The sequence below is a fragment of the Micromonospora sp. WMMA1976 genome (assembly GCF_027497335.1).
Classification (GTDB): Bacteria; Actinomycetota; Actinomycetes; order Mycobacteriales; family Micromonosporaceae; genus Micromonospora; species Micromonospora aurantiaca.
Genome location: NZ_CP114912.1, coordinates 4,470,617 through 4,489,739 on the forward strand (window position 1 = coordinate 4,470,617; position 19,123 = coordinate 4,489,739).

16 protein-coding genes are annotated in these 19,123 nt (G+C 74.7%); 6 read left to right on the forward strand and 10 right to left on the reverse strand.

What is annotated here, in order from left to right; genetic code table 11:
• Position 1 precedes the first annotated feature (1 nt).
• From O7546_RS20390 to O7546_RS20415, 6 genes are all read right to left on the reverse strand, one after another.
• Complete coding sequence (locus O7546_RS20390; RefSeq protein ID WP_194801176.1) at positions 2 to 829, reverse strand: alpha/beta fold hydrolase; 828 nt, start codon at positions 827 to 829, stop codon at positions 2 to 4.
• Entirely contained in the window at positions 826 to 2,232 is a 1,407-nt protein-coding gene (locus O7546_RS20395; RefSeq protein ID WP_194801175.1) for an NAD(P)-binding domain-containing protein, read from the reverse strand. Before O7546_RS20395 ends, O7546_RS20390 begins: the two co-directional genes overlap by 4 nt.
• 380 nt (positions 2,233 to 2,612) lie before the next feature.
• A complete protein-coding gene (locus O7546_RS20400) occupies positions 2,613 to 3,311 on the reverse strand; it encodes an endonuclease/exonuclease/phosphatase family protein (protein ID WP_194801174.1) in 699 nt (232 codons plus the stop codon).
• Between the two features lies 1 nt (position 3,312).
• A complete protein-coding gene (locus O7546_RS20405) occupies positions 3,313 to 4,260 on the reverse strand; it encodes an ROK family glucokinase (RefSeq protein ID WP_013287673.1) in 948 nt (315 codons plus the stop codon).
• 73 nt (positions 4,261 to 4,333) lie between these two features.
• A complete protein-coding gene (locus O7546_RS20410) occupies positions 4,334 to 4,969 on the reverse strand; it encodes a hypothetical protein (RefSeq protein WP_281599952.1) in 636 nt (211 codons plus the stop codon).
• A gap of 21 nt (positions 4,970 to 4,990) precedes the next feature.
• Positions 4,991 to 5,467: an SRPBCC family protein gene (locus tag O7546_RS20415; RefSeq protein ID WP_269697375.1), complete on the reverse strand. Its 477-nt coding sequence runs from the start codon at positions 5,465 to 5,467 to the stop codon at positions 4,991 to 4,993.
• 166 nt (positions 5,468 to 5,633) lie between these two features.
• Here O7546_RS20415 and O7546_RS20420 point away from each other — a divergent pair, with 166 nt between their 5' ends.
• The 5 genes from O7546_RS20420 (at position 5,634) to O7546_RS20440 (ending at position 12,582) form a co-directional block, all read left to right on the forward strand.
• Entirely contained in the window at positions 5,634 to 7,436 is a 1,803-nt protein-coding gene (locus O7546_RS20420; RefSeq protein ID WP_269697376.1) for an AMP-dependent synthetase/ligase, read from the forward strand.
• 14 nt (positions 7,437 to 7,450) lie between these two features.
• The gene (locus O7546_RS20425; RefSeq protein ID WP_194801170.1) at positions 7,451 to 9,145 is read left to right on the forward strand and encodes a GAF domain-containing sensor histidine kinase; all 1,695 of its coding nucleotides are present in this window, start codon (positions 7,451 to 7,453) and stop codon (positions 9,143 to 9,145) included.
• Between the two features lie 7 nt (positions 9,146 to 9,152).
• Entirely contained in the window at positions 9,153 to 9,821 is a 669-nt protein-coding gene (locus O7546_RS20430; protein WP_013287678.1) for a response regulator transcription factor, read from the forward strand.
• A gap of 195 nt (positions 9,822 to 10,016) precedes the next feature.
• Complete coding sequence (locus O7546_RS20435) at positions 10,017 to 10,829, forward strand: SAM-dependent methyltransferase (RefSeq protein WP_194801297.1); 813 nt, start codon at positions 10,017 to 10,019, stop codon at positions 10,827 to 10,829.
• Between the two features lie 76 nt (positions 10,830 to 10,905).
• Positions 10,906 to 12,582 (forward strand): bifunctional diguanylate cyclase/phosphodiesterase, encoded by a 1,677-nt coding sequence (locus tag O7546_RS20440; protein ID WP_269698133.1) that lies wholly within the window; start codon positions 10,906 to 10,908, stop codon positions 12,580 to 12,582.
• A gap of 96 nt (positions 12,583 to 12,678) precedes the next feature.
• Here O7546_RS20440 and O7546_RS20445 read toward each other — a convergent pair whose 3' ends face one another.
• From O7546_RS20445 to O7546_RS20460, 4 genes are all read right to left on the reverse strand, one after another.
• Positions 12,679 to 13,803: a glycosyltransferase family 4 protein gene (locus tag O7546_RS20445; RefSeq protein ID WP_071098291.1), complete on the reverse strand. Its 1,125-nt coding sequence runs from the start codon at positions 13,801 to 13,803 to the stop codon at positions 12,679 to 12,681.
• Complete coding sequence (locus tag O7546_RS20450; RefSeq protein WP_281599953.1) at positions 13,800 to 15,059, reverse strand: M48 family metallopeptidase; 1,260 nt, start codon at positions 15,057 to 15,059, stop codon at positions 13,800 to 13,802. Before O7546_RS20450 ends, O7546_RS20445 begins: the two co-directional genes overlap by 4 nt.
• 345 nt (positions 15,060 to 15,404) lie before the next feature.
• Positions 15,405 to 15,629, reverse strand: a complete 225-nt coding sequence (locus O7546_RS20455; RefSeq protein WP_194801166.1) for a hypothetical protein — start codon at positions 15,627 to 15,629, stop codon at positions 15,405 to 15,407.
• Between the two features lie 208 nt (positions 15,630 to 15,837).
• A complete protein-coding gene (locus O7546_RS20460) occupies positions 15,838 to 17,235 on the reverse strand; it encodes an NYN domain-containing protein (RefSeq protein ID WP_194801165.1) in 1,398 nt (465 codons plus the stop codon).
• A gap of 127 nt (positions 17,236 to 17,362) precedes the next feature.
• Here O7546_RS20460 and O7546_RS20465 point away from each other — a divergent pair, with 127 nt between their 5' ends.
• Entirely contained in the window at positions 17,363 to 19,117 is a 1,755-nt protein-coding gene (locus O7546_RS20465) for a DEDD exonuclease domain-containing protein (protein ID WP_145823167.1), read from the forward strand.
• The last annotated feature ends 6 nt before the right edge of the window (positions 19,118 to 19,123 follow it).

Sequence of the window (19,123 nt, forward strand, 5' to 3'; positions counted from 1 at the left end):
CTCACCCGAGGGCGGGCGCCGGGTCCTTGTCCAGCCAGTCCAGGATCGCGTCGATCGGCTCGCGCCAGCGCGCGTCGAGCATCAGGTCGTGCCCCATGCCGGGGAACAGCAGCGGCGCCGAGTCGTACCGCCGGGCGGCCCTGGTCAGCGCCGTCGCCGGCAGCACCCGGTCGTCCGGGCTGCCGAGCACCAGCACCGGCGGGCGGCCCACCGCCGGCTCCGGGGACCGGCCGGTCAGCAGTTGCCACTGCGCCCGCCGTCCGGCCCGGCCCAGCCGGGCCAGGTGCCGCCGCGCGTCGGCGTCCGGCAGCTCCCGGCTGAACAACTGCCGCCGGTTGAGCCGCAGCCCGGCGCCGAAGACCGCCGGCACCGTGCCCACCGGGTTGCGCCGCAACGCCGTGCCGAACGTCGCCCAGCCGCCGAGCACCGGCGCCACCAGCACCGCGGCCCGCGCCGGGTAGCGGGCCATCGCGTGCGCCACGACCCGGGCGCCCGCGCCGTGCCCCACCAGCACCGCCTGCCGCGGCAGGCTCGCCGCCACCTGCGTCACGTCATGGGTGTACGACCGCAGCGTCGCCTCCGGCGCCGGCTCGCTGCCGCCGTGCCCGCGCAGGCTCAGCGCGTACGCCGGGAAGCCGCGACCGGCGGCGTGCCCCAGCCAGTGCTCGGCGAACGCCCACGCCCCGTGCCCGAACCCGGGCACGAACAGCAGCGGCGGCTTCGCCTCCTCCCGCTCCGGCAGGGCGGCGAGCACCTCCCGGCGGGCGGGCCGTTCCGGCCGGGCCCACTCCCAGGACCGGACCACCCGCACCCGCTCGGCCGCCGTCATTTACCCTCCTCCAGCTCGTGCAGCGCCCGCTGGAGCGCGCGCAGGTAGTCGGCGTGCCCGACCTCGAACCAGTGCCGGGTGCTGTCCTTGACCTTCGCCGAGTACCGCTCGCCCAGCCCTTCCCGGACCTTGCGGTCGAACGCGGCGGCCCGCTCCGGCCGGGCGGCGCGCAGCGTGAGCAGCCGGGCGAACAGCACGCTCTGCCAGTGCGAGATCGGGAAGATGCCGGAGTCCGGCTGCACCAGGCCGACCACGGCGAGCGTGGGATGACCGGCGGTGAACGCGTTGAGCCACAGCCGGGGCCGCCCGGATCCGTCCTCGTCGCCGAGCACCCGGCCCTTGAGGAACTCGAAGCGCGGCAGGTAGCCGGTGGCGAAGACGACCAGCTCCGGGTCGATGCGCCGGCCGTCGGTCAGCTCCACCGCGCGGTCGTCGAACCGGGCCACGTCCGGCACCGGGGTGATCTCCCCGTGGCCGACGTAGTAGACGAGCTGGCTGTTGGCGATCGGGTGCGTCTCGTAGACCCGGTGGTCCGGCTTGGGCATGCCGAACCGGGTCAGGTCACCGACGGTCAGCCGCAGCGTCCAGTGGTAGAGCCACTGCCGGACGCGCAGCGGCACCCGCAACGCCAGCAGCGTGTCGTTGACCTGATCGGCGGGGCGGCCGAGGACGTACTTCGGGGCGTACCAGTAGCCGCGGCGGGTGGAGTGCCAGCAGTGCGACGCCTGCTGCGCCGCCTCGACCGCGATGTCGCAGCCGGTGTTCCCGGCGCCGACCACGAGCACCCGCTTGCCGCGCAACTGCGCCGGGTCCTTGTAGGACGAGGCGTGCATGACCTCGCCGCGGAACTCCTCCAGCCCTTCGTAGCGGGGCAGCTTGGGCGACCAGTTGTGGCCGTTGGCGAGCACCACGGCGGCGTACCTCGAGGTGCGCTCGGGACCGTAGCCGCCGGTGCTGCGCGTGGTCACGTCCCAGCGGTCCCCCTCGACCGGCTCGACGCGGACCACCTCGGTGCCGAACCAGACGTGCTGGCGCAGGTCGAAGTGGTCGGCGTACCGCTCGAAGTAGGACAGCAACCGGCTGTGGTGCGGGTAGTCCGGCCAGTCGTCCGGCATCGGGAAGTCGGGGAACTGGGTGAACGGCCGGGACGAGATCAGGTGCGTGCTGCCGTACACCGGGCTGCGGTCATGCCGCCAGTTCCAGGCGCCGCCGACGCCCGTCTCCCGCTCGTAGCAGTCGACGCCGAAGCCGGCCTCGCGGAGGTTCTTCACGGCGGTCAGGCCGCTGGCGCCGGCGCCGATGACGCAGACCGTGTCACCCCGGTCGGAGACCGGGCGGTCGTCGCGGACCGGGACGTCCGTCCGGTCCGGATCGGGGCGGCCGAGGTCGGTGGAGGAGGACACCGGGAAATCTCCTTTGTGCGGCACGCGTGCCGGGTCGGAGCGAAATCCTGCCGAGAATGCCCGCCGTTGTCCAGCCACCGGATCCGGCGCCGCCCACCCGCCCGGCTGCCTTGACACAGCGTCACCGGCGCGCCGGTCACCGAGCGTGAGTGGACCGGCCGCGCCGGAGGCGTACCCTCTTCCGCCCTTTGCTCTGCCGCCACGGACGCAGCACCGCCGGGAGCTGCGCCGACGTCTCGCGGCCGTCCGGCCGGGACGCGGCCCGGCGGTCACGGCGGGTAGCTGGTGCGTATGTGGCGGCAGAGCAAAGGCGGCGAAGCGGTTGGCCCGCCGGCGGCCGGGACCTGACCGTGCGTCACCGGCCCGGCGGTCCGGGCCGGTCAGGCGGTGGGCAGCAGCAGGTCGACCAGGACCGGGAAGTGATCGCTGGCCCGGCGGGCCGCCGGGGTGTCCACCACGTCGTAGTCGACCACGGTGATCCGGGGGTCGACGAAGAGCGCGTCGATGCGGCGGCGCGGGTCGGCGCAGGAGAACGTGTGCCGGTCGGCCCGGTCGGCGGCGAGCGCCGTGTCGGTGAGCCCTTCGGCGAGCGTCTGCCAGGCCGGCCCGTCCGGGCCCTCGTTGACGTCGGCACCGGCCACCACGGGCAGTTTGGACGCGTCCAGCTCACGCTTGAACGCCGCCGCCTGGGCCGGCCGCTCGGCCGGGTCGGTGGACAGGTGCGAGCCGGCCAGCAGCACGTCGACGCCGCCGACCCGGCAGTGCGCATAGGCGGCGCCGCGCATGTGCCGTCCCGGCGTCAGCGGGTACCGCTGGCAGCTGGTGTCGACGACCCGCAGCCGCAGGCTGGTCAGCAGCACGTTGCCCAGCGACGGCAGGCCACCGGCCGCCACCACCATGCCGAACGACTCGGCCAGCGCGGCGGTCTTCTGCCGCCACCGGAACCGGCGTGGTCCCTCCTGGACGATCACCACGTCCGGCGCGACCGCACGGACCACCTCGGCCAGCGCGGCGGTGTCGTCGCGCTGGCTGTGGATGTTGTACGACACGACCCGCAGCGGCACACCCGCGTCAGTCATGTCAGATCCGCCGGGCCAGGTCGGCGGCGCCGATCACGCCGGCGGTGTTGCCCAGCTCGGCCGGGCGCACCTCGGCGACGGGCAGGCGGCTGCGCTGGGCCAGCGCGTCGGCGAAGGACCGCCGGGTCGGGCCGAGCAGCAGGTCACCGGCGTCGATCACGCCGCCGCCCACCACCAGCACCTGCGGGTCGAGGATCTGCGCCATGTCGGCGAGGCTGGTGCCGAGCCAGCGGCCGACCTGGGCGAACGCCTCGGTGGAGACCGGGTCGCCGCCCTTCGCGGCGGCGGTCACCATCGGACCGGTGATCGTCTCGGCCTCGCCCCCGGCCAGCTCCAGCAGTGCGGCCGCGCGGTGCGGCTCCTGCCGGGCGGCGGCGCGGGCGAAGCGGACCAGGGCGCTGCCGCTGGCGTACTGCTCGATGCAGCCCAGCCGGCCGCAGCCGCACTGGTGGCCGTCCGGCACGGTGAGCATGTGGCCCAGTTCGGCGGCGATGCCGTTGGCGCCGCGGACCAGGCCACCGCCGAGCACGATGCCGCCACCGACGCCGGTGCCGATGGTGAACATGACCATCGAGTCGTCGGCGTCGCGGGCCGCGCCGTAGCGGAACTCCGCCCAGGCCGCCACGTTCCCGTCGTTCTCCACGATCACCGGCAGGCCGGTGGCGTCGCCGACGTACGTGCGCAGCGGCTCGTCCCGCCAGGCCAGGTTCGGGGCGAACAGCACGGTGGAGCGGGAGGCGTCGATCCAGCCGGCCGCGCCGATGCCGACCGCCTCCACGGCGTGACCGGCGGCCAGTTCGGTGACCACCTCGATGATGACGTCGCGGGTCTTGGCCACGTCGTCGGCGGGGGTGTCCCGTCGCGTCTGCACGAGTACCGTGCCGGCGTCGTCCACGACACCGCCGGCCACCTTCGTGCCACCGACGTCGACTCCGATGGTCAGCGTCACCGCTGCCGCTCCCCTCTGCTGTGCTGCCCGGGGACCGGCCGAACCGGCCGTACGGTCCCGGGATGTCCGGTGGTCAGGCCCCGTCGCCTGGTGCGTCCGCGCCCACCTCTCCGGACGCCCGCGAGGCGGGCACCACGGGACGGCCGGCCGGTGTCCGGCTCGTGTCCGGCTCCGGCGGCCCGGCGGCGTCGGCGGTGGCACCCGAATCGGCCGCGCCCTCCCCACGGGTGGCGGCGGACCACACGTCCTGCTCGGGTGCCGGCTGAGAATCATGCCCGGTACGGGTCGCCTCGCGCCACACGTGGTCCCCTGATCCGTCCGGCGCGGCGGTGCCGTCGTCGGCGGTTCGCGCCGGCTCGGCGGGGGTGAACGCGCGCAGCAGGCTCGCCACCCCGGCCGCCAGGTCCCCGGCGCCGGTGGCGAGCCGCTCGGCGAATTCCGGACTCGGGTCGCGCAAGGCGGCGATACCGCGACAGACGGGGCAGACACAGCATTCCGGCGAGCCGGTGGCGAAACCGGCGGGCGCGGGCGTCTCCGGAGCGGGGCCGGCGCCGGGCGGGGTGTGACCGAGGACACCGGAGAGGATCCCACCGAGCGGACCCCAGGCGCCGGATCCGGGCGCGGCGGCGGCCATCTTCGCGCCGGCGAGCAGGGTGGCGACGAGGCGCTCGGCCTCTTCCCGGGCCGAACCCGGATCAGTGTTGCCCATGGTTCGGCTCCTCCAGCGTGACTACCGGGACGACGGTCGGGTCTCCTGCGCCGCACCGGGTGCTTCTACCCGGCGCTTGAGCTGCTTCAACGCCGCGTCCATGATCATTTTCTCGGCCTTGCGACGGAACATGCCGAGCATCGCCACGGACAGCTCCACCTCAAGGGTGTACGTCACAGTGGTCGTCCCGTCCGGGTTGCCCACCAGGTCGTACGACCCGCGCTGGGAGCGCTGCATCTTCGACGGGGCGACCAGGTGCCACTCGATCCGGGAGATGTCCTCGGCGTACTCGTAGGCCAGCACGTACTCGTCGGCCATCACGCCCGCGTCGAGCGTGAACCGGACCTGGCTGGCGTAGCCGTCCTCGTACTCCTCGATCACCTCGGCCCGGCGTACCGCCTCGGCCCACTCGGGATAGCTCGGGAAGTCGCAGATGACGGCCGCCACCCGGTCCGGTGACGCGCCGATGATGATCGACTGGGTGGAGGAGTCCGCCATGGGGGGAGGCTACCCGGCCGGCTCCCGGCCGGTCCCGCTCCACCCGCCGGACGGCGTCCCACCAGCCGGGCGGGCAACCTCCCTGGCAGACCCCCCGGGGTGTGCGGGTAGGTTTCGACAGAGCCGACCAGGCCGGCCCCCGCCGGTAGAGCACGAGGGAGTGCAGGTGCGCGAGTTCTCCGTCCCGCCGATCGTCACCGTCGGCGACGCGGCCAACCTGACCGACCCGGTCTGGGAAAACGCCGAGGTCGCCCCGGACACCGTGCAGTTCGTCCGCCCCGGCGCGGGGACGGACGCGCGTGAGGATGTCACCTGCCGCCAGTTCCGCGACGAGGTCGTGGCGGTGGCGCAGGGCCTGATCGCCGCCGGCGTCTCCCCCGGCGACCGGGTCGGCCTGATGAGCCGCACCCGCTACGAGTGGACCCTGTTCGACTACGCGATCTGGGCGGCCGGCGCGGTGACCGTGCCGATCTACGAGACGTCCAGCGCCGAGCAGGCCGCCTGGATCCTCGGCGACTCCGGCGCCGTCGCCGTCGTGGTGGAGAGCACCGCGCACGCCACCCTGGTCGCCGGCGTCCGGGACCGCCTGCCCGAGCTGCGCGAGGTCTGGCAGATCGACCTGGGCGCCGTCGACGACCTGGTCGCCGCCGGGGCGTCGGTGGACCGGGCCGAGGTGGAGACCCGCCGCTCGCTGCTCAAGGCCGACGACGTCGCCACGATCATCTACACCAGCGGCACCACCGGCCGGCCCAAGGGCTGCGTGCTGACCCACCGCAACATCTACTCCGACATCGCCAACGCGGTGCCGGTGCTGCCGAACCTGTTCCGCCAGGGCGCCTCCACCCTGCTGTTCCTGCCGCTCGCGCACGCCTTCGCCCGGCTCATCCAGGTCGGCGTGGTGCACGCCCGGGCCACCATGTCGCACTGCGCGGACACGAAGAACCTGGTCGCCGAGCTGCAGGACTTCAAGCCGACGTTCGTGCTCTCCGTACCCCGGGTCTTCGAGAAGGTCTACAACGGCGCGCGGCAGAAGGCCGAGGCCGAGGGCAAGGGCAAGATCTTCGACCGGGCGGAGAAGGTCGCCATCGCGTGGAGCGAGGCGCAGGAACTGCCCGGCGGTCCGGGCCTGGGGCTGCGCGCGCAGCACGCCCTCTTCGACAAGCTGGTCTACCGCAAGCTGCGGGCGGCGATGGGCGGCCGGTGCCGCGACGCCATCTCCGGCGGCGCGCCGCTGGGCGCGCGGCTCGGGCACTTCTTCCGCGGCGTCGGGGTGACCATCTGCGAGGGCTACGGCCTCACCGAGACCTCGCCGGCCGCCGCCGCCAACCTGCCCACCGGCACCCGGATCGGCACCGTCGGCCGCCCGCTGCCCGGCGTCACCATCCGGATCGACGACGACGGCGAGGTCCTGATCGCCGGCGACATCGTCTTCCAGGGCTACTGGCACAACGACGCGGCCACCGCCGAGGCGATCAGCACCGACGGCTGGTTCCGCACCGGCGACCTCGGGCACCTCGACGACGACGGCTACCTGAGCATCACCGGCCGCAAGAAGGAGATCATCGTGACCGCCGGCGGCAAGAACGTCGCCCCGGCGGTGCTGGAGGACCAGGTACGGGCGCACCCGCTGATCAGCCAGTGCGTGGTGGTCGGCGACCGACAGCCGTTCATCGCCGCGCTGGTCACCATCGACGAGGAGGCGCTGCCGAAGTGGCTGGCCGGGCAGGGGCGCCCGGAGACCACGAGCATGGCCGAGCTGCGCGACGACGCGGCGCTGCGCGCCGAGGTGCAGTCCGCGGTCGACCAGGCCAACCAGGCGGTGTCCAAGGCCGAGGCGATCAAGGTGTTCCGGATCCTGCCGCAGGACTTCACCGAGACCACCGGCGAGCTGACCCCGTCGCTGAAGGTCAAGCGTCAGGTCGTGCACAAGACGTACGCCTCGGAGATCGCCGAGATCTACCGGGGCTGACTACCATCCGTCACGTGCCCGCCTCCACATCCCGCCAGCCGTCGACGCAGCCCCTCGCGGCGGCGGCTCGCGCGGTCCTCCTCGCGCTGGTCGCCGCCCTGACCCTGTTCGCCACCCGCGACGCCACCCAGCTCTGGTGGATCGCGCTGCTGGGCGTCGCCGGCCTGCCCGCCGTGCTCGCCCCCCAACACCGGCTGCTCGCCCCGATCAGCCGCTTCGCCGAGGTGGTGGTGCTCGGGCTGGCCGCCAGCCAGGTCGCCGCCGACACCCACCTGTCCGGCGTGACCGGCGGGGTGGGGGCCTCGGCGGTGCTGCCGTACCTCGCCGTGCCGGTCACCGTCACCGCGCTCAGCCGCCGCTTCCGCGAGGGCGCCGCGCTGCTCGCGGTGGCGGCGGCGACGCTGCTGGCCAGCGCCGCGTTCACCCAGGTCGACGGCGGGCCGCAGCTCGGCCAGGTCGGCTACCTCGCGGTCTGCGCGCAGTGGCTGATCCTCGCCGGGCTCGGCCTCTACACCGCCGGCACGCTCCAGCGCGTCATGCGGGTGCGCGGCGAGGGCAAGCCCCAGCCGTACGCCGAGGCGACCCGCCTGCTCACCCAGCTCCGTACGGTCGCCCGCCAGCTGCCCGGCGCCACCCTGGACCCGGGCGGCATCTCCGAGCACCTGCTGGAGGAGCTGCGGGTGGTCGCCAAGACCGACCGGGGCGCGGTGCTGTCCGCCAGCGGCGGCGGCCGGCTCGTGGTGCTCGCGCAGATCGGCGCGGACCGGGTCGACTGGGAGACCACGCTCGACGCCGACTCGGCCATCGCCGACGCCTGGGCCACCCAGCAGCCGACCGTCTCGGCCCGCTCGCAGGCCCGGTCCCGGCACTCCGGGGAGGTCTCCGCGCTGATCGTCCCGCTGGTGGCGGGCGTGCGCACGGTCGGCCTGGTGGTGATCGAGGCGGACACCGCCGCCGCGTACCCGCCGCCGGTGGTGTCCCGGGTGACGGCGCTGACCGGCCCGGCGGCGCTGCGGCTGGAGGCGGCGCTGCTCTTCGACGAGGTGCGCTCGCTGGCGACGAACGAGGAGCGGCAGCGGCTGGCCCGGGAGATCCACGACGGGGTCGCCCAGGAACTGGTCATGGTCGGGTACGGCATCGACAACGCGCTCGCCACCGTGCACGAGGACGCCGAGGAGACCGCCGACTCGCTGCGCACGCTGCGCCAGGAGGTCACCCGGGTGATCACCGAGCTGCGGCTGAGCCTGTTCGAGCTGCGCAGCGAGGTGGACCGGCACGGTGGCCTGGCCGCCGCCATCGCCGAGTACGCCCGCACCGTCGGCGCGTCCGGTGGCCTGCGGGTGCACCTGTCGCTGGACGAGTCCACCGCCCGGCTGCCCGCCGCCACCGAGGCCGAGTTGCTGCGCATCGCGCAGGAGGCGGTGACGAACGCGCGCAAGCACGCCGGCGCGTCGAACCTGTGGGTCACGTGCGAGGTGGATCCCCCGTACACCCGAATCGAAGTGTCGGATGACGGTCACGGCATCGGTGACCAGCGCCCGGACGGGCACTATGGCCTTGCGATCATGGCCGAGAGGGCGGAACGTATCCGAGGCCGGTTGGAGATCAGGCCGCGGCAGCCGAGTGGGACGACTGTGGCGGTGGTGCTCGGTTCGTCGCCCCGGCGCGATAAGGTGCGCGGCAGCGCCGCAGCAGCAGAAGGGGAGTAACCCGAGGATGACCAGCAGTCCGACACCGGCCACCCGTACCAAGGTTCTCCTGGTCGACGACCACGACCTCATCCGCAAGGGGCTGCGTCACGCGTTCGAGCGCGACCGTCAGTTCGAGGTCGTGGGCGAGGCGGCCACCGCGGCGGAGGGCGTGCGCCAGGCCGGCGCGCTCCAGCCCGACGTGGTGATCATGGACCTCCGCCTGCCCGACGGCAGCGGCCTGGAGGCCACCCGCGCCCTGCGCAAGTCCAGCGCGTCCATGGGCATCGTCGTGCTCACCATGTACGCCGGTGACGACCAGCTCTTCGGTGCCCTGGAGGCGGGCGCGAGCGCATTCGTGCCGAAGACCGCCCCGGCCGACGAGGTGGTGGCCGCCGCCCGGCACGCCGCCTCCTCCCCCAGCGCGTTCACCGCGGCCGACCTGGCCGAGGCGATGAAGCGCCGGCTGGCGCCGTCCGGTCCGCAGCTGTCCCCCCGTGAGGGCCAGGTGCTGCGGCTGCTCGCCGACGGCATGAGCGTGGCCGGCATCGCCAAGCAGCTGTTCGTCAGCGAGTCGACCGCCAAGACCCACATCTCCAAGCTCTACGAGAAGCTGGGCGCCGCCAACCGGGCGCAGGCACTGATGACGGCGCTGCGGCTGGGGCTGCTGGAGGCCCCCGACGCGCCGAAGTTCTGACACGTACCGCCGAAGAGGCCCCGTCCGCCACGGACGCGGGCCTCTCGGCGTTTCCGGTCCCGGCTGGTCGCTGACGGTGACCGGCCGGACGCGCAGTGACGGCGGTCTTTGCAGCGCGACGGCGGAGGGGCAGAATACCCGGGTGATCCGCGCGGCGGTGACGACCGCGTGTCGCCGACACCCGAGGGGCAGGACATGCAGCGGCCGGACTGGGCACCCGAGACGATCGACATCGAGCGCCCCAGCGTCGCCCGCATGTACGACTACTACCTCGGCGGCTCGCACAACTTCGCGGCCGACCGGGCGGCCGCCCGCGCGATGGTGGAGGCGGTGCCGGAGGCGCCGCTGATGGCGCAGGCCAACCGCGCGTTCCTGCGCCGGGCGGTGCAGTACCTCGCCCAGGCCGGCATCCGCCAGTTCCTCGACATCGGCTCCGGCATCCCGACCGTCGGCAACGTGCACGAGATCGCCCAGCGGATCGACAGGGACTCGCGCGTGGTCTACGTCGACGTGGACCCGGTGGCGGTGGCGCACAGCCAGGAGATTCTGGCCGGAAACGAGAACGCCACAGTGCTGCAGGAGGACCTGCGCAACCCGGAGGCGATCCTGTCCCACCCGGAGGTCACCCGGCTGCTGGACTTCACCCGGCCGGTCGCCGTGATGATCGTGGCGGTGCTGCACTTCGTCCCGGACGCCGACCGCCCCGAGGAGATCCTGCGGACGCTGCGCGGGGCGCTGGCACCCGGCAGCCACCTGGTGCTCTCCCAGGCCAGCGAGGAGGGCCGCGACGGCACCGGCGAGCGGGCCGAGGCGGAGCGGGTCTACCGGCGTACCGACAGCCAGCTCTGGATCCGCAGCCGGGCCGAGATGACCGCGCTGTTCGACGGCTTCGAGCTGGTCGACCCGGGTGTGGTGTGGGTGCCGCAGTGGCGGCCGGACTCCCCCGACCAGGCGGAGAACGCCGAACGGGCCGTGTTCATGGGCGGGGTCGGGCGGCTCGGTGGGTGACGACGCGACCCGCAGCAGGCCCGGCGTTTTCGCCCGGGCCTGGGCCAAGGCGGTGTCCGGCACCAGCTACCTGCCGATGACCCAGTCGCAGCTGGAGGAGATGCTGCAACGGCTCACCGACCGGCTGGCCCAGGCGCTGCGCGCCGAGCCGTTCGACCTGCGGATCGGCCAGCAGGTCGGCGCGGAGCTGGTGCAGGCGCACATCGCCTCCGCGGAGGGGCTGGGCCGCACCGTCGAGGTCATCCAGCTGCGCCTGGTCCGCGACCTCGACCTGGTCGTCGACGACGTCGAGGACCGGATGGCGCGGCTGCTCGCCACCGTCGCCACCGGGTACGCCCGCGCCCTGCGCGACCGCACGCTGGACGAGCAGGAGTCCATCCGCCGGGCCGCCATGATGGCCCGGGCGCAGGCGGAACGGGCGCTGCGCGACAGCGAGGCCCGGTTCCGGCACCAGGCCACCCACGACCCGCTCACCGGCCTGCCGAACCGCACGCTGTTCACCGAACGGCTGACCGCCGCGATCACCGCGCCCGGACGGGGCGCCGACCGGGTCGGCGTCTGCTTCCTCGACCTGGACCGGTTCAAGGTCGTGAACGACTCCCTCGGCCACCAGATCGGCGACTCGCTGCTGGTGACGGTGGCCCAGCGCCTGCACCGGGCGCTCGGCGAACACCTGGTGGCCCGGCTCGGCGGCGACGAGTTCGTGATCCTGGTCGAACGTACCGCCGGCACCGACGACGCGGTGAAGGTCGCCGAGGCGGCCCTTGCCGCGGTACGCGAACCGGCGCTCGTCGACGGCCACGAGCTGACCGTGTCCGCCAGCATCGGCATCGTGGAGCGGCCGGTCGCGGGTACCTCGCCGATGGACCTGATGCGCGCAGCCGACAGCACGCTGCACTGGGCCAAGGCCGCCGGCGGGGCCCGCTGGTCGCTGTTCGACGCCGACCGCAACCGCCGCGAGCTGGCCCGGTACGCGCTGTCCGCGGCTATCCCCGCCGCGCTGGACCGGGGCGAGTTCTACCTCGACTACCAGCCGCTGACGTCGTTGCGCGACGGGCGGGTGCTCGGCATGGAGGCGCTGGTGCGCTGGCGGCACCCGGAGCTGGGTGTGCTGCGGCCGGACAGCTTCATCCCGCTGGCCGAGGAGACCGGGCTGATCGTCCGGCTGGGCAGCTGGGTGCTGGCCGAGGCGTGCCGCGAGGCGGGCACCTGGCCCGGCGCGGACGGCGACGCGCCGTTCGTCAGCGTCAACCTCGCCGTCCGGCAGTTGCACCGCACCGACCTGGTGACCGAGGTACGCGGCGTGCTCGGGCGCACCGGCCTGCCGCCGCACCGGCTGCAACTGGAGATCACCGAGAGCACCATGATGAGCACCGTCGTCGAGCCGGTGCGCGCCCTGCGGGTGCTCGGCGACCTCGGTGTCCGGGTCGCCATCGACGACTTCGGCACCGGCTACTGCAACCTCGCGTACCTGCGGGACCTGCCGGTCGACGAGCTGAAGGTGGCGGGCGAGTTCGTGACCGGCCTGCGGGCGCCGGGCAGCGGCACCGACGAGCGGATCCTCGCCTCGCTCGTGTCGCTGGCGCACGCGCTGGACCTGACGGTCACCGCCGAGGGCGTGGAGACGGCCGACCAGGCCGACCGGCTGCGCGCGATCGGCTGCGACGCCGGGCAGGGCTGGCACTTCGGCCGCCCCGGACCGGCCGCGCCGCACCTGGGCCGGGTGCCCGCCCACGTCGACGCGGCCTCCTGACGCGGCCGTCGCCTGACCCGGCCGCCGCCTGACCGGGCCGGCCCGCGGTGCCCTGATCCGGCTGGCACGCGGGCTCCTGGTCCGGCTGGCATGCGGTCAGCCGGCCAGCAGGGCGGCCATCCGCTGCGCCTGCGTCTCCCAGCGCCACTCCCGCTCCACCCAGGCGCGGCCGGCCGCGCCGAACTGCCGGGCCAGATCCCGGTCGGCGAGCAGCGTGGCCACCCGGTCGGCGAGCTGGGCCACGTCCCGGCCGCCGACCACGTACCCGGTCTCCCCCTCGCGGACCGCGTCCGGGGCCCCGCCGGAGTCCCCGGCCACCACCGGCAGCCCGGTCGCGCTCGCCTCCAGGTAGACGATCCCGAGGCCCTCCACGTCCAGGCCCCGGTTGCGGGTGCGGCACGGCATCGCGTAGACGTCGCCGGCCGCGTAGTGCGCGGGCAGTTCGGCCGAGGGCACCGAGCCGGTGAAGACCACGTCGCGTTCCAGCCCGGTCTGCCGGGCCAGCTTCTCCAGCGTCGAGCGGTACGGGCCGCCGCCCACCACGAGCAGCGCGGCGTCGGGCACCCGGCGGCGGATCTCCGGCAGCGCGCGGATCAGCATGTCCTGGCCCTTACGGGGCACCAGCCGCGACACGCACACCACCACCGGCCGGTCGGCCAGCCCGAGCCGCGACCGGACGCGCCCGCCGTCGACGTCCGGGTGGTAGGTGTCCACGTCCACGCCGGGCGCGAGCCGCCGCAGCTCGGTGAGTCCGTCCAGCACGCGGGCCAGCCGCGCCCTGGTGTACTCGCCGAGGTAGGTGGTCACGTCCACGCCCCGCCCGATCCGGCGCAGCGCCGACCGGGCGCCTGGGAGCGCCGCCCAGCCGACCTCGTGCCCGTGGGTCAGCGCCACCGCCCGGCGGATCCCGGCCCGCCGCCGCAGGCCAGCGGCGAGCAGCCCCAGCGGGGCCGCCGCGCCGAACCACACGGTGTCGCAGTCGTACGCGCGCGCCAGCCGCGCCGCCCGCCGGGCGATCAGCGGCGTGGGCAGCAGCACCCGGGTCCGCTCCCGGACCACCTCGAACGGCTGGTCGGCGTCGAACTTCTCCGCCCCGCGCCAGCTCGACGCGTACACCACCACCGAGCCGGGCTGCTGGCGCACGGCGAGGTTGTGGACGAACGACTGGATGCCGCCGGGGCGCGGCGGGAAGTCGTTGGTGATCAGCAAGGTGCGGCTCATCGGCCGGACTCCCTGGCGTAGGCGCGGGCGGCGGCCATCCGCTCCACGGTGGACGGGTGGGTCGCCGACCAGAGGCGCTCCCAGCGCGGCGGGTCCGGGTCGGCCAGGTTGACCCCGGCCAGTCGTCGCTGCATCGCCTCGAACGTCGCCGGGTCGCCGGTGAGTGCCAGCGCGTGGGCGTCGGCGCGGGCCTCGATCCGGCGCGAGACCAGCGCCTGCGCCGGGGTGGCGAGCAGCCCGGCGACCGTGACCAGCGCGATCAGCAGCGGGAACGCCCGCGGATGGGCGATCGAGTCGACGCCGGCGAGCCGCAGCAGCGGCGTCCACGAGCCGATCAGGTAGAGCGCCACCACGGCGGCGGCGGCGCCGAGCGCGCCGAGCACCGTGCCGGTCCACACGTCCCGGTCCTTGGCGTGCCCCAGCTCGTGGGCGACCACGCTCGTCACCTCGGCCGGTTCCGCCTCGCGCAGCAGCGTGTCGTAGACGACCACCCGCCGGGTCGGGCCGAGCCCGGAGACGTACGCGTTCACCGCACTAGTACGCCGGGACGCGTCGGCGACGAGCACGTCGCGCACCGGCACGCCGTCCCGGGCGGCCATCGCGGTCAGCTCGGTGCGCAGCGGACCCGGCTCCATCGGGGTGAACCGGTTGAACACCGGCTCGACCAGCACCGGCAGCACGAACGACAGCACCACCACAAGGGCCGCCGCTCCGGCCGCGCCGAACGCCCACCACCAGCGCGGGGCGAGCCGCACCACCGTGTAGAAGCCGAGCAGGACCAGCGCGCCGATCACCGCGCTGACCGCGTACGACTTGAGCAGGTCGACGGCCCAGCCGCCCCAGCTCTGGGTGCTCAGCCCGTAGCGGACAAGCACGGTGCGGCGCCAGGCCGCGAACGGCAGCGTGAGCAGGTCGGCGAGGAACATGACGGCCAGCCCGCCGAGCACTGCCTGCGCGACCCAGTGCCCGCCGAAGGGCCGGCCGACCAGTTCGACCAGGCGCCCGCCCAGCGCGGTCAGCCCGAGCAGCAACGCCACCACCAGCCCGACCGCAAGCGCCGACCAGGCCGCCGGGCGCAGCGCGCCGTGGAAGGCCCGGCCCCGGGTCACCTGCTCGGCCGGGAGGTCACGCAGTGCCGCGAGCTGGTCGGCGCGGGGCGCCGGCGGGCGGCTCCACGGCACCAGCAGCACCACCGCCACGAGCAGCGCGACCACCAGGCCGCCCAGGGTCAGCAGCGCCCAGGCGCGCGGGGTCACCGCCCCATCCCGCCGTCGTGCCCGGTCCGCGTCATCCCGCCCCCTCCCGCCGTGACCGCTCATCCTATTGCCCGGCCGCGCAAGCGGGACCGCCGTGCCCGCCACGCGGTCCCGCCCGCCCCGCCCCGCGCGCGCGGCCGCCAGCCCACCCGCGCGCCGATCTTGGAGTTGTGGCGGCTGACAAACGTGACTACCCGGACATCCTGGGCACCACAACTCCAAGATCGATGGCCCTTGCCGGGCTGGGGACGAGAAGGTGGACGGGGTGATCCCGACGGACGCCTCGAGCACCCCGGGGCGGCCCTCCTTCAGCGGCAGGCGGAAGCCGGCGGGCAGCGGGCAGCGTCAGGCGACCCGGCGACGACGGCCGGGGCGGCGGGGCATCGGCGCCGGCGCCTCGGCGGGCGCCGACGGCAGCACGTCCACCTCGAAGCCGGCCCGCGCGAACACCTCGATCGCCCGGTGCTCGGCCGGGCCCAGGTCGGCCGGGTCGGAGTCGAGCAGTGCGGTCACCAGGCAGCCGGAGCAGCCGGCGCCGCGGTTGCCGCAGGTGTCGCAGTCGATCAGCATCAACGCCTCCTGACGGGTCGCCGGTGGCGCTCGGGGAAGGAACCACCACCGTCGGTCACCAGGACGCTAACGCCCCGGTACGACGGAACCGGACAACGAGGCAGCAGCCGCCGCGAAGCAGAACCAGTACGCCGAAGTGGCGCGATCAGCACGCGTCCGACCCCACCACTCCCCCGATCTGGAGTCGATCAAGGGGGAGAGAGAAGGCTCAGGACCGGGCCAGGCGCCGCAGCAGCGAGTCGGCGCCCAGCGGGTACGCACCGTGCCGGCGTACCCCGTCGGCGACCTCGCGGTCCGAGGAGACCACCACCACCGGCCGGCCGGCCGGCTCGGCGCGGACCAGCCGGCGGATCAGCTCGTCGGCGGTCTCGCCCTTGCGGGAGAACAGCACCCGCACGCCGCGCGGCGCCGGGGGCAGTCCGTGGATCCGCTCGGCGCCGTCGAACACGACTGTGACCTCGTCCCCGGTCTGCGCGGCGATCCCGCCCAGCCCGGTGATCAGCCGCTTGCGCTGCTGCTCCAGCGACATCTCGCCGAAGCCTCGCTTCGTCACGTTGTAGCCGTCCACGACGAGGTGCGCCCGCGGCAGCGCGAGCAACTGGTCGAGGCGGGCCGGGTCGTCGGTGTCACGGGCCCGCGTCGACGGGCCGGCCTGGGCGGCACCCGGCTGCTCGGCGAACGCGTCGGCGACGAAGTCGGCGGGGAGCTTGTCCACCGGGTCGAGCGCCAGCTCGCGGCGCAGCCCCACGGCGGCCTGGCCGATCGTCTCCAGCAGCAGCCACAGCCGCGCGTCGTCGACCGAGCGGGCCTCCTTGGCGCTGGCCCGGGCCACGCCTGCGGCGGCCTCCGCCTCGGCCAGCCGGGCCCGGGCGCGGCGCAGCTCGGCGTCCGCGTCGGCGGCGGCACGGGCCGCCCGTCCCCGCTCGGTGGCGAGCATCTCGGTGGCCTTGCGCTCGCGGGCCTGGGTCTCCCGCAGGGTACGGGTCAGCTGGCGGGCCTCCTCGCGGAGCTGACCCAGCTCCTCCCGGACCCGGGCCAGCTCGTCGCGCAGCTTCTCCGCCTCGACCCGGGCCACCGCGCGGTCGTGCTCGGCGCGGGCGGCCCGCTGTTCGGCCTCGCGGACCAGTTCGGCCACGACCGCGCTGTCCGCCTCGGCGCGTACCGCCTCGCCGCTGGCCTCGATCAGGTCCCGCCAGCCGCGGGGCCGGGCCAGGTAGGCCAGGGCGGCCACCTCGACCGGGTCGGCGGCGGCCGGTGCGGTGCCGTCGACCACCGCCGCACCGAGGTCGCCGGCGTCGGCGAGCACCCGGGCGGTGATCCGCTGCCGGAACAGCGGGTCGGCGGTGAGCTGGGCGGCGATCGCGGGCGCGCCGAGGCGGGCACGACGGTTGGGGGCGAACTTGGCGACCCGCCGCAGCGGCACCGGCACCTCGTCGGCGGGCAGGCCGGGCAGCACGGCGGCGGTCAGCGTGACGATCCGTTGCCGGACCGGCTCGGGCAGCACCGGCTCGGGCTCGATCGCCGGTGGCGCGTCCTCATCGGCGGGCACGCCGACCACCGGCTCCTCCACGGAGGAGTGGTCGTCGTACGGCTCGCTGAGGGGCATGAGGCAAGTCTCCCACCCCGAACGGGCCCACCGCCCGGTGAGTGAGCCGATCTCTCATCGTACCCCCGTGGTATCTCCTGGGGCCGCAGTGACGGGAGTGTCGGACCGTGCCGCTAGCGTCCCGCGGGTGACACGAGCGGAGTACGTCCAGGAGTCGCTGGCCGGCCTGGACCCGGCGGGCAGCGGCGTCGACCCGGCGCTGCCGCTCTACGCGACCACCTTCGTGGTGGTCGACCTGGAGACCACCGGCGGCGCTCCGGACGGCGGCGGGATCACCGAGATCGGCGCGGTGAAGGTGCGCGGCGGCGAGGAGCTGGGCGTGCTCGCCACGCTCGTCAACCCGGGCGTGCCGATCCCGCCGTTCATCACCGTGCTCACCGGCATCACCCAGGCCATGCTGCTGCCCGCCCCGCCGATCGAGCAGGTGCTCCCGAGCTTCCTGGAGTTCATCAGCGACGCCGTGCTCGTCGCCCACAACGCGCCGTACGACGTGGGCTTCCTCAAGGCGGCCTGCGCGAAGCACGGCTACCGCTGGCCCAACCCCCGCGTGCTGGACACGGCCGCGCTGGCCCGGCGGGTGCTCACCCGCGACGAGGTGCCCAACCGCAAGCTGGGCACGCTCGCCGCCTACTTCCGCACCGCGACCCAGCCCACCCACCGGGCGCTCGACGACGCCAAGGCCACCGTCGACGTGCTGCACGGGCTGATCGGCCGCCTCGGTGGGCACCGGGTCGGCACGGTCGGCGAGGCGATCGAGTTCGCCCGCGCGGTCACCCCCACCCAGCGCCGCAAGCGGCACCTCGCCGACGGGCTGCCGAAGGTGCCGGGCGTCTACATCTTCCGGGCCGCCGACGACCGGCCGCTCTACGTCGGCACGTCCGGTGACATCGCCACCCGGGTCCGCAGCTACTTCACCGCCGCGGAGAAGCGGGCCCGGATCTCCGAGATGCTCGCCGCCGCCGAGCGGGTGGAGGCGGTCGAGTGCGCCCACTCGCTGGAGGCCGAGGTCCGCGAGCTGCGGCTGATCGCGGCGCACGCGCCGCCGTACAACCGCCGGTCGAAGTATCCGGAGCGCCAGGTGTGGCTGAAGCTCACCGACGAGGCGTACCCCCGGTTGTCGATCGTGCGCGACATCGCGCCCACCGACACCGCCTACCTGGGGCCGTTCCGGTCCCGGCAGGCGGCGGAGCTGGCCGCCGCCGGCTTCCACGACGCGGTGCCGCTGCGGCAGTGCACGCACCGGCTCTCCCGGCGCACCACCATGCCGGCCTGCGCGCTGGCCGAGCTGGGTCGCTGCCCGGCGCCCTGCGAGCACCGGATCACCCCCGAGGAGTACGACGACGCGGCGGCGACCCCGTTCCGCACCGCCACCAGCGACGACCCCGGTGTGGTGGTGGACGCGCTGCTCGCCCGCATCGAGGTGCTGTCGGCCGCCCGGCGGTACGAGGAGGCGGCGGTGGTGCGCGGCCGGCTGGTGGCGGTGCTGCGCGCGGCGGTCCGGATGCAGCGGCTGGCCGCGTTGACCGGCATCGCCGAGCTGGCCGCCGCCCGCCCGGCCGCCCGGGGTGGCTGGGAGCTGGCGCTGGTGCGGCACGGCCGGCTCGCCGGGGCCGGGGTGTCCCCGCCGGGTGTCCATCCGCGACCCACGATCGCGGCGATCCGGGCCACCGCCGAGACGGTGCTGCCCGGGCACGGCCCGGTGCCGGCCGCCACCGCCGAGGAGACCGAGCGGATCCTGTCCTGGTTGGAACGACCGGAGACCCGGCTGGTCGAGACGACAGACGGCTGGGCCTCGCCGGTGGCCGGCGCGGGGCGTTTCCGCGACCTGCTGACGAAGGCGGAGAACGGCGGATCCGCCAAACTCTCGACCGAACGCTCATGACCAACT

Bases quoted from the DNA above. Each gene is read 5' to 3' on its own strand.
- O7546_RS20390 (WP_194801176.1), bottom strand. From the start codon at position 829: ATGACGGCGGCCGAGCGGGTGCGGGTGGTCCGGTCCTGGGAGTGGGCC.
- O7546_RS20400 (WP_194801174.1), bottom strand. From the start codon at position 3,311: ATGACTGACGCGGGTGTGCCGCTGCGGGTCGTGTCGTACAACATCCAC.
- O7546_RS20410 (WP_281599952.1), bottom strand. From the start codon at position 4,969: ATGGGCAACACTGATCCGGGTTCGGCCCGGGAAGAGGCCGAGCGCCTC.
- O7546_RS20415 (WP_269697375.1), bottom strand. From the start codon at position 5,467: ATGGCGGACTCCTCCACCCAGTCGATCATCATCGGCGCGTCACCGGAC.
- O7546_RS20430 (WP_013287678.1), top strand. From the start codon at position 9,153: ATGACCAGCAGTCCGACACCGGCCACCCGTACCAAGGTTCTCCTGGTC.
- O7546_RS20435 (WP_194801297.1), top strand. From the start codon at position 10,017: ATGCAGCGGCCGGACTGGGCACCCGAGACGATCGACATCGAGCGCCCC.
- O7546_RS20440 (WP_269698133.1), top strand. From the start codon at position 10,906: ATGACCCAGTCGCAGCTGGAGGAGATGCTGCAACGGCTCACCGACCGG.
- O7546_RS20445 (WP_071098291.1), bottom strand. From the start codon at position 13,803: ATGAGCCGCACCTTGCTGATCACCAACGACTTCCCGCCGCGCCCCGGC.
- O7546_RS20455 (WP_194801166.1), bottom strand. From the start codon at position 15,629: ATGCTGATCGACTGCGACACCTGCGGCAACCGCGGCGCCGGCTGCTCC.
- O7546_RS20460 (WP_194801165.1), bottom strand. From the start codon at position 17,235: ATGCCCCTCAGCGAGCCGTACGACGACCACTCCTCCGTGGAGGAGCCG.